The following is a 10,053-nucleotide window of genomic DNA, read 5'->3' as shown; positions in this document are numbered from 1 at the left end:
GCCGCTCGAAGCTATCCGGCAGTTTTTTGAATTCTCCGTTTATCTCATGCTGGCCACCGGATTTGTCGCCCTGGCCCTCACGGGCAAGCTGGATTGGGTGTCGGTGGGAGCGGGCGGCACGGTGCTCCTCTACCGCGGCTTGCGCTATGTGAGGGCTTCCGCGCCCGATCTGCCGCTCGGCCTGGCCAATCGCTTGACCATCCTCTACATGCTCTTCTTCCCCTTCGATCTGTTTTTCCTCTCGCGTGCATTGGCTGAGGGGTCGTCCAACCCGATGCTCTTCGCGGCGCTGATGGCGACGATCCACTTGCTGATCTTTTCCTTGGGGCTCCGGTTGCTCTCCGCCCAAACGCAACGCGACTATCTTTTTCTGGTTCTGTTGGCCTTCGGCGAAATATTGGCCGCGGCGATCCTCACGGTGGAAACCCATTTCTTGGTGGTCTTTGGCTTTTTCCTCCTGGCAGGCATCGCCACCTTTCTGAGCCTGGAAATTCAACGCAGCAGCGCCGGGGCGGTGAGCGTGCCGCTGGCGCGGGGCACGCCCGCTTCCATTCAGGTCAGCCGGGCTTTGCTGGCAACCTCGCTGGTTGTGGCCGGGGGCGTTTTGGCTGTAGGCAGCCTTCTTTTTTTCATTTTGCCTCGTTATGCCGGCGGCTACTTGAGCGGGCTGAATCTCCAGCCGACGCTCATTCACGGTTTTTCCGACAACGTGTCGCTGGGCGACATCGGCCGCATCAAACTGAGCCGGGCAGTGGTGATGCGGGTACAAGTGCGAGGCGATCCCTGGCAAGTGCAAGGGGTCAAGTGGCGCGGCATCGCGCTGACCGAATTTGATGGCCATCGCTGGAGCAGCCAGCAAAACCACCCGCGACCGTTCCGCTCGGACTCCAACGGATGGTTTTCGCTGCCGCTTCCTTCTGAACTGCATCCCGCCGGAACACTGCCGGTGACTTATCGAGTGATCCTGGAACCGGTTGCCACCGACGCCGTATTTGTCGCCGCCGAGGTGGCTCAGGTGCGCGGTGGATTCCGCGAGCCCGGCAGCCGCACCCGCGGCTACCTCGTGCTCGATTCCACCCGCTCGCTTCTCAACCCCTTCCACAATTTTGCCAGAGTCGGCTACGAGGCAGTCTCCTTCCTGCCGCGGGTGGCGCCGGAAACGCTTCGCTCCTCAAGCCCTGTTTATCCCCGGGAGGTGCGAGCGAAATACTTGCAGTTGCCCCCGCAAGACCCGCGCCTTCCCCAGCTTGCCCGGGAAGTCACCCGCAGCGCGACCAACACCTACGACAAGGCAAGCATGCTCGAACTGTTCTTGCGAACGAAATTCGGTTACACGCTCGATCTCCCCGACACTCCCCAGGCGGACCCGCTGGCCCACTTTCTCTTCGAGCGCAAGAAAGGACATTGCGAGTACTTTGCCTCTTCCATGGCAGTCATGTTGAGAACGCTCGGAATCCCTTCCCGCCTTGCCAACGGTTTTCTTACCGGAGAGTACAACGACGTGGGCAACGACTACATCGTGCGCGCTCGCGATGCCCACTCGTGGGTCGAGGTCTATTTCCCCGGTTATGGCTGGTATCCCTTTGACCCGACGCCGCCGGATAATGAGTCGCAAAGAACAGGCCTCTGGGCGCGGGTGAATCAATATCTCGATGCCCTGGAATGGACCTGGACCGAGTGGGTCATCAACTACGATTTCACCCACCAGGTATCGCTCGCCAGGAACCTGGAGCGAAGCTCGCGGAGCTGGGTGGGCGAGGCGCGACATGCGGTCAAGCGCGCCCGGCGGGCGGTCATCGACACGATGAAGCGCCTGCAAGACCGCATGGCGCATAGCGCATGGAGCCTGGCGCTGGCGCTGCTCCTCGGAGGCGTGGCCCTGCTTTTGTTGCGAGGTCGGGCAGTCTTCGATTGGCTGGAAGAAACGCTGGCCTTGCGGGTGCGCGCCTCGCCTCGCTTTGCTTCGCACCAAGCTTCCATCAGCTATCAGCGCATGCTGCGCCTTCTTGGCCGGCGCGGCCTGGTCAAGCGGCCCTGGGAGACCCCGGAAGAATTTGCGCACTCGGTAAGCCGGCCGGAACTCCTCTTGCCCGTACGCGAGCTGACGGAACTCTATAACGGCGCTCGCTTTGGCACCCTGCCTCTCGATACGTCGCGCTTTGTCGCTTTGCTGAACCTCATCAAGACCCTTCCCGAAAATTACTAACCGACCTGTAAAGGCTGGCTGCTGCCCGGCAACGCGCCCCTGCATTCTAACGCCCGGCTCATGCCGGCCGTGCCTACAGGCAGGCGCCGCTGACTGTGTTAAAATGGCTGTTTCGTGCGGATAGCTCGGCCTCCCTCGGTTGGCATCCTTCGCCGCTCCGAGCTTTCTAAACACCATACCATGCCCAAAGTTGGCTTTATCAGCCTGGGTTGCCCCAAGAACCTGGTGGATAGCGAAGTCATGATGGGTCTCCTTTTCCGCTCCGGGCTTGAGCTGACGCCGCGAGCCGAAGAGGCCGACGTGTTGGTGGTCAACACCTGTAGCTTCATCGAACCGGCCCAGCGCGAATCCATCCAGACGATCCTCGAGATGGCTGAGCACAAGAAATCAGGCCGGGCCAAACGTTTGGTGGTCGCCGGTTGTCTGGTCGAGCGCTTTCGCCAGGAAATTCTCAAAGAAATCCCCGAGGTGGATGCCGTCATCAACCCGCAGCAAGTGAACCAGATTGTGGAGGCCTGCGGCAACGAGGGGCTGTTTGCGCCCGCCGAGGCGGAGCCTTACCTTTATCACGAGATGACGCCGCCACGGCAGGAGGTCCCGCGCCCCGGCGACCTGCTCCGCGCGGAAATCTACGAGGCGCACCCTTACGATTTAATCGGCCGGGTCGTAGGCCAACCATGAAGTACCACTGCCCCATCTGCGGAAAGCCGGTTGACTCCCATAGCGATCCAGAATTTCCTTTTTGCAGCGAACGATGCCGAACCACCGACCTGGGCAATTGGGCAACCGAGCGCTACCGCATCCCTGGCCCGCCGAACGGGATCGAACCGCCAACCGTCGAAGAGACGGAGGATGAACCCAAATCCGGCGAATCAAAATCGTAAGAAGGCTCGGCGCATCGGCGTGCTGGCGGCCACTGTTTTGGGCGCTGGCTACGTTCCTCTGGCGCCGGGAACGGCCGGCTCAGTGGTGTCGGTGGCGCTGCTGATCCTTCTTCGCCAGCACGCCCCCGAACCTTTTCTGGCGTTTCATCTCATCGCGGTTGCGCTCTTGACCCTGATGGGAGCATGGGCTTGCTCGGAAAGCGAAAAGCATTTTGGCAAGCGCGATCCTCATGAGGCGATCCTTGACGAAGTGGCCGGCCAGCAGGTGGCGTTGCTTGGCCTGCCGCTCGCACCTCTGCCGCCGCAACTTCTGTGGGCCAACGGGTGGAAATATTTTCTTGCGGCGTTTATACTTTTTCGTATCTTCGACGTAGCGAAGCCGTTCCCCATCCGCCGGACCGAGCGGCTGCCCGGGGGTTGGGGAATGATGGCTGATGATCTCGTGGCGGGAGCGTTCAGCTTCCTTGTCCTCTGGATGTGGCGGGGGCTCGGAACGTGAAGCGCCTTCCGCAGGGTGCGACCGAAGAAGAATCATGGCGCGTACGGTAAAAATTGAGAGCGTCTCGCCGTCGGCAGCCATTTCCGGCGGCGACATACTGATTCGCGGTCAAGGCTTTGACCCGAGCAAGCACGTTCGGCCGCGAGTGAAATTCGGCGATAGAGAAGGCAGCGTGGTGGTGGCAGCGGCTGATTTCTTGCTGGCGCGGGTGCCCGACGGCGCCACCCACGGGCAAATCCGCATCGCTGCCGACGGCATGGAAAGCGCGCCCTATCCTTTCTCGCTGGGCGTTCAGATCGCTGACAGCTTGCATCCGGTCGCCAACCCGGCCATCGATCGCCAGGGAAATATCTACGCGACGTTCAGCGGCGCCCGCGGGCAAAAGGTCCCGGTCTCGGTTTATCGCATCGATCCCAGCTATCGCGTCAAGCCGTTCGTGACGGAAATGATGAACCCGACCGGCCTGGCCTTTTCTTCCGACGGCTACCTGCACGTCTCCAGCCGATTCGACGGAACCATCTACCGCATCGACCCTGAGGGCCACTCCACTGTTTTTGCCGAGGGCATGGGAGTGGCCACCGGCATTGCCTTTGATCGGCATGGCTTCCTCTATGTCGGCGACCGGAGTGGAACCCTGTTCAAGATCGGGCCCGACCGCAAGACCTTCGTTTTTGCCACCCTCGAACCCAGTATTGCCGCCTATCACCTGGCGTTCAATGCCGAGGGAGACCTCTTCGTCACCGGCCCGACGACGTCGAGCTATGATGCCATCTACCGGGTTACCCCGGCCGGCGAAGTTTCTCGTTTTTACCGCGGATTGGGGCGTCCGCAGGGCCTTGCCTTTGACAAGGCCGGCAATCTCTATGTGGCCGCGTCCCTGGCAGGCCGGCGCGGCATCGTTTGCCTTACGCCCAACGCCAAAGCCGAACTCGTTGTCTCTGGGCCGGGGGTTGTCGGCATGGCTTTCCTGCCGAACCGGCGCCTCATCCTTGCCACCAACAGCGCCCTATTCCACCTCGACTGGAACGTGGAGGGCCTGCCGTTGCTCTCCTGACCGCTCATGCCGGAAGGATTTATCGGAGAAGCCGAAATCATTGCCATTGGTTCCGAGTTGCTCACCCCCTATCGGACGGATACCAACTCTCTCTTCCTCACGGAGAAACTGAACGAATTGGGAATTGATGTCGTCGGCAAGACCGTGGTCGGCGATGATCGCGAGCGGCTCAAAAAGGTGTTGAGCGACACCCTTGGCCGAGCCGATCTGGTGATTTGCTGCGGCGGCCTTGGCCCGACCGAGGATGACGTTACGCGGGAAACTGCAGCCGCGCTGCTCGGAAGGAAATTGAAACGCGATGACGCCCTTCTGCGCCGGCTCGAAGCCCGTTTCCGCGCCCGCGGCCTGGAAATGCCGGCCAACAACGAGCGTCAGGCTATGGTGCCGGAGGGCGCGACGCAGCTTGAGAACCGAATAGGGACGGCGCCGGGGCTCTGGCTCGAAGCCGGCTCAAAGATCGTTCTGCTTCTTCCCGGCCCGCCCCCCGAACTGAAGGAGGTGTTCGAGAAAGAATGTCTGCCCCGGCTCAAGCCTCGTGCGCGCCGGAGGCGGATGGTGACGCGGGTGCTCATGGTCACCGGGCTCACCGAATCGGACACCGACGATCGCATCGCCCCCATTTACAAGCAGGTTGACAACCCGACGGTTACTATCCTGGCCGCTCCGGGGGAAATCCAGATTCATGTTCGCGGTAAAGGCGCCACCGAAGAGGATGCACAAGCTCTGGTGGACGAGCTGGCAGAACGCATCAACGAGAAACTGGGGAAATATGTCTTTTCCCGGAACGGCGCCAGACTGGAAGAGGTGGTCGCAGAGCAACTCCTGTTGGCCCACAAGACCGTGGCCGTGGCCGAAAGCTGCACCGGCGGCCAGGTGGCCCAAAGGCTCACCAACATCGCCGGCAGTTCGGCTTATTTCCTTGGCGGCGTCGTGTGCTACTCTAACGACGCGAAGGTTTGGTGGACGGACGTTCCGGCGGGTCTTATCGAAGCCAAGGGAGCGGTCAGCCAGGAGGTGGCGTGCGCGCTTGCCTCGGGAATTCGGAAACGAAGTTCCGCCGACTTCGGCATTGGCGTTACCGGGATCGCCGGCCCGAGGGGGGCGACACCGGCCAAGCCCGTCGGCCTTGTGTATGTTGCTGTCGCCGACGCGCAGAAAACCGAGGCGCGCATGTACCATTTTCCCGGCGATCGAGCTCGGGTGCGCAAGCAGGCTTGCCAGGCCGCTCTCGAAATGCTCCGCCGAAGATTGCTGGGATCCTGATGCGGCTGTTCGTGGCGATCGATTTGCCGGAGGCGATTCGCGCCGGAATCGCTCGCTTGATGACACAACTGAAGCCCGCGTCTCCCGGACTGCGCTGGGGCCATCCCGGCGGCATTCATCTCACGCTGAAATTTATCGGCGAAGTCGCCGGCCAACAGGCAGCCGGAATTCGCCGGGCGCTCGGCGAAGTGAAAGGCATGCAGCCGGCTGAAATCAGGGTTGCCGGCGCGGGGTTTTTCCCGAATGACAAGCACGCGCGGGTGTTTTGGATCGGCGTGGAGGCCAACCCGGCGTTGGGCGAGCTGGCCGAGGCCATCGAAAGCAAGCTCGATGCCCTTGGCGTCAGGCGAGAAGAGCGCGCCTTTCATCCGCACCTGACGCTCGGCCGTTTTCGCGAGCCGGAAAATCCTTTCGCGCTCAAGGAAGCGATCACGAGCGCTGGCGCCATAGACCTGGGAAGCTTCGGCGCGCGTGAATTCTATCTGTTTCAAAGCTATCTGAGCCCCAAGGGCGCCGAATATACCAAGCTTGAGCGATACCTCTTCGCCCCGGAAATTCTCGGAAACGGATAGGCGGCTCAAGAAACCATGAGCGGAATGGACATCCTGGCCGTTGGCATCGCCTACTTGCTTGGCGCCGTTCCCTTCGGCTACCTGATTGCCAAACGGGCTCACGGCGGCGACATTCGCTCGAGCGGCAGCGGCTCCATCGGCGCCACCAATGTGATGCGCTCGGTTGGCCGAGGCGCCGGCCTTGCCACTCTCCTGCTCGACGTTGCCAAGGGCTTTGCGGCAGTCTGGATGGTCCGGCAACTCTCCCCCGACCAACCGCGGACGGTCGTCCTTGCCTCTTTTGCCGCCATTGTTGGCCATGTCTTTCCGGTGTTTCTAAAATTCCGCGGCGGCAAAGGGGTGGCTACCGGTGTAGGCGTCTATCTTGCCATTGCGCCCAAAGCGGTGCTGGCTGTCCTGGTGCTCTGGGCGATCGCCGTTGTCATCTGGCGCTATGTCTCGCTCGGTTCCATCTTCGGCACGGCTGCTTTCCCTCTCTGCGCTTACCTCATCTATCGTCCGCCGCTTGAGGCCGCTCTCGGCATGATTGCCGCCGCGACGCTCATCGTGCTCAAGCACTGGAGCAACATCGAGCGGCTGGTCGCCGGCACCGAACCACGCCTGAACCTTTCCCGGGGACCAAAATCGTGAAGAGGATCGCCATCATCGGCGGGGGAAGCTGGGGCACGGCGCTGTCCATCGTCCTGATGCGGAGCTCCGCCAGGACGGGGCCGCACCACATCCGTCTCTGGGTCCGTGAAAAAGATATTTGCGAGCGGCTGCGCCAGACGCGCGTGAACGATGTCTTTCTTCCCGGCTTTGCGGTTCCCGAGGCGGTGGAAGTGACCGACGACCTCGGCCAGGCGCTTGCCGGCGCCGATATTGTCCTCGGCGTCATGCCCTCCGCCCACGCCCGGAAAACGTATCGCGCCATGCTGCCCCACCTTGCCCCCAAGATGGTGTTCGTGAGCGCCACCAAAGGAATAGAAGAGGATTCGCTCAGCCGCATGAGCCAGGTCATCCAGGAGGTCGTCGGCGAAAAATTCCGACCGCGCGTGGCGGCTCTCTCCGGCCCCACGTTTGCCCGGGAGATGGCCCGCGGCGATCCGGCAGCGGTGGTGATTGCCTCGCCTGACAACGAGCTGATGGAAATGATCCAGCGGGAATTTTCCGGGGCGCACTTTCGCCTCTATCGAAACGCGGACCTGGTTGGCGTCGAGCTTGGCGGCTCGCTCAAGAACGTGATCGCGATTGCCGCCGGTGTCTGCGATGGTCTGGGACTCGGCTCGAACACCATTGCCGCGTTGATCACCCGCGGGCTGGCCGAAATGACCCGGCTTTCGGCAGCGCTTGGTGCCAAGCGGGAGACGCTGGCGGGACTTTCCGGCATGGGTGACCTGGTCCTGACCTGCACCGGAGCCCTCAGCCGCAACCGCTCGGTCGGCCTGGAACTCGGCAAAGGCCGCAAACTTCAGGAGATCATCGGCTCGATGCGCATGGTGGCCGAAGGCGTGGGCACCACCGTGGCCGCCGTCCGCCTCGCTCGCAACGCCGGCGTCGAAATGCCCATCACCGAGCAGATGCACACCATGCTTTACGAGGGCCGCTCCCCCCGGGAAGCCGTCCACGAACTGATGGAACGCAGCTTGAAACACGAATAGCCCGGGGAGGCGCATGCCCGTCGGGGCGCCACCCCGTCGTTTCTTCTGGATAGTACTTTAGTCCTATAGCAATCCGGTTGAGCCAATCAGCAGAATAGCTTGTCTTTCCTCCTGAGCCGACCCGCGGATAGGACTGCGAATGACCGGCCCGCGCCGGCGGATTCCGCTTCTCTACGTTCTACTGCTCGTCATGGTGACTGTCTCGGTCGCCCCGCTTGTCCTCTATCACAACCGCGTGCTTGAAATCAGCCGCATGAAGCTGGCCGACCATGAGCAGCGGTTGCAAACCGATACGACGCGGCTCCTGTCCGAAGCGATTCATCTTTACCGGCAGCACGCCGGGCAGCAGTTGCAGTCGTTGCGCCGGACACTGGTTCTGGCTGGATTCGCCGAGGACGCCGCCAGTGCCAAGCGTTCGGGCCAGCTTCGGCAGGTGCTCGAAGAGCACGTCGCCCGCGATCCCGGAGTGGACTACGTTACCGTGCTCAACCGCGAGGCCAAAGGGGTCCGCGCCGGAAACTTTCAGGCGGACGAGGATCCCTTTGTGCGCAAGGCGCTGGAACGCGCCTTCGCCGCCGGCACGCAACGGCTGGAATTCACTTCCGACCCCCTCAACATCTCGCGCGGCGGAGAAAACCATCCGGCCATCGTCCTCGCTGTCCCGCTTTTGCTCCCGGCCGGTCCGGCGGGCGGGCACGAAGACTTTCGCGGCATCGTGGCAGAGCTGATCTCACTCGATCCCATTGTGGATCGCCTCCGCGACGCGAGTCACCATGGCCGCGTCAGCTACGTGGTGGACCGCAACGGCCACGTCGTGGCTCATCCTGACGTGCGCAAATACATTGCCGGGCAAGACGTCAGCGGCATCGGCATCGTGCAAAAGTATCTGGAAATGCCGATCCAGCTTCGGGCCACCGCCACCGCTCCTTTTGAGATTGCCGAAAATGGCATGTGGGTGGAGATGCTCGGCACCTATAGCCCGGTGCGCGATCTCTATTGGGCGGTCATCGCTCAACGCCGCCTGGCGGATGCCCACGCCGACATGGGTATCCGCGACATGAACCAGCAAGCGATGCACCTGGTCCTGATCGCTATCGTCCTCAGCATGATGGTCAGCCTCCTGCTCGCCCGGCGCATCACCTACCCCATCCACATGCTGGCCGAAATTACCCGCGCCATCTCACGCGGCGAGTTTCATCGGCGGGTGCAGCTCCGCAGCCGGACGGAAATCGGCGAGTTGGCTGAAAACTTCAATTTGATGGCCCAGGATATCGAGAACTACATTGAGCAGCTCAAGCAGGCGGCGCAAGAAAACCGCGAGCTGTTTATGGGCACCATTCGCATGCTTTCAGCCGCCATCGACGAGAAGGACCCCTACACCCAGGGCCATTCCGGCCGGGTGGCCAAGTACTCCGTGATCATCGCCGAGGAATTGGGCCTGATCGATGCTGAGGTCGACCAGATCCGGATTTCCGCCCTGTTGCATGACGTGGGTAAGATTGGGATTGATGACCGGGTGCTCAAGAAACCGGGGACACTCACCCCGGAAGAGTTCCAACTGATGAAGCAACATCCCTCGAAAGGCGCCAACATCATGCGGCCGGTGCCGCAACTGTCGGAAATGATCCCGGGCATCGAGCTGCACCACGAATCCTTTGACGGCTCCGGCTATCCACGCCGGCTGGTCGGCACGGAAATTCCGCTCATGGCTCGCATCATTGCGGTGGCGGACACCCTCGACGCCATCACCACCAATCGGCCCTACCAGTCAGCCTACGAACTCGATTACGCCCTGAAGATGATCCGCCACCTTTCCGGCAAGCGCTTTGACCCGAACGTGGTGGAAGCCTTTGCCCGAGCCGTCGAGAAGGGCGCCATCAAACTCAATCTCGCCTTGATCGAAGCCTGAGCGTGCTTTGACACACCCGCTTCGGC

At 61.9% G+C, this 10,053-nt stretch carries 9 protein-coding genes; all 9 read left to right on the top strand.

All coding sequences use genetic code 11. From position 1 onward, the window contains the following. On the top strand, window positions 1–2,206 hold a 2,206-nt coding region (locus tag VIH17_13405), incomplete at its 5' end, for a DUF3488 and transglutaminase-like domain-containing protein (protein ID HEY4684229.1). A gap of 180 nt (window positions 2,207–2,386) precedes the next feature. Then, a complete protein-coding gene (locus VIH17_13400) occupies window positions 2,387–2,887 on the top strand; it encodes a hypothetical protein (GenBank protein HEY4684228.1) in 501 nt (166 codons plus the stop codon). A 171-nt stretch (window positions 2,888–3,058) separates the two neighbouring features. After that, the gene (locus VIH17_13395) at window positions 3,059–3,589 is read left to right on the top strand and encodes a phosphatidylglycerophosphatase A (GenBank protein ID HEY4684227.1); all 531 of its coding nucleotides are present in this window, start codon (window positions 3,059–3,061) and stop codon (window positions 3,587–3,589) included. 34 nt (window positions 3,590–3,623) lie between these two features. Beyond that, window positions 3,624–4,643 (top strand): hypothetical protein, encoded by a 1,020-nt coding sequence (locus tag VIH17_13390; protein HEY4684226.1) that lies wholly within the window; start codon window positions 3,624–3,626, stop codon window positions 4,641–4,643. 6 nt (window positions 4,644–4,649) lie between these two features. Next, complete coding sequence (locus VIH17_13385; protein HEY4684225.1) at window positions 4,650–5,906, top strand: competence/damage-inducible protein A; 1,257 nt, start codon at window positions 4,650–4,652, stop codon at window positions 5,904–5,906. A gap of 11 nt (window positions 5,907–5,917) precedes the next feature. Next, entirely contained in the window at window positions 5,918–6,478 is a 561-nt protein-coding gene (gene thpR / locus VIH17_13380) for an RNA 2',3'-cyclic phosphodiesterase (GenBank protein HEY4684224.1), read from the top strand. A gap of 15 nt (window positions 6,479–6,493) precedes the next feature. Next, window positions 6,494–7,108, top strand: a complete 615-nt coding sequence (plsY, locus tag VIH17_13375) for a glycerol-3-phosphate 1-O-acyltransferase PlsY (GenBank protein HEY4684223.1) — start codon at window positions 6,494–6,496, stop codon at window positions 7,106–7,108. Next, complete coding sequence (locus VIH17_13370; GenBank protein HEY4684222.1) at window positions 7,105–8,118, top strand: NAD(P)H-dependent glycerol-3-phosphate dehydrogenase; 1,014 nt, start codon at window positions 7,105–7,107, stop codon at window positions 8,116–8,118. The genes plsY and VIH17_13370 overlap by 4 nt, the downstream gene beginning before the upstream one ends. Window positions 8,119–8,257: 139 nt before the next feature. Beyond that, complete coding sequence (locus VIH17_13365) at window positions 8,258–10,027, top strand: HD domain-containing phosphohydrolase (GenBank protein HEY4684221.1); 1,770 nt, start codon at window positions 8,258–8,260, stop codon at window positions 10,025–10,027. Window positions 10,028–10,053 lie beyond the last annotated feature (26 nt).

Source organism: Candidatus Acidiferrales bacterium (assembly GCA_036514995.1).
In the GTDB taxonomy this organism is placed as follows: Bacteria; Acidobacteriota; Terriglobia; order Acidiferrales; family DATBWB01; genus DATBWB01.
Note: the sequence above shows the minus strand (reverse complement) of the source record. Positions and strands in the feature narration are given on the sequence as shown.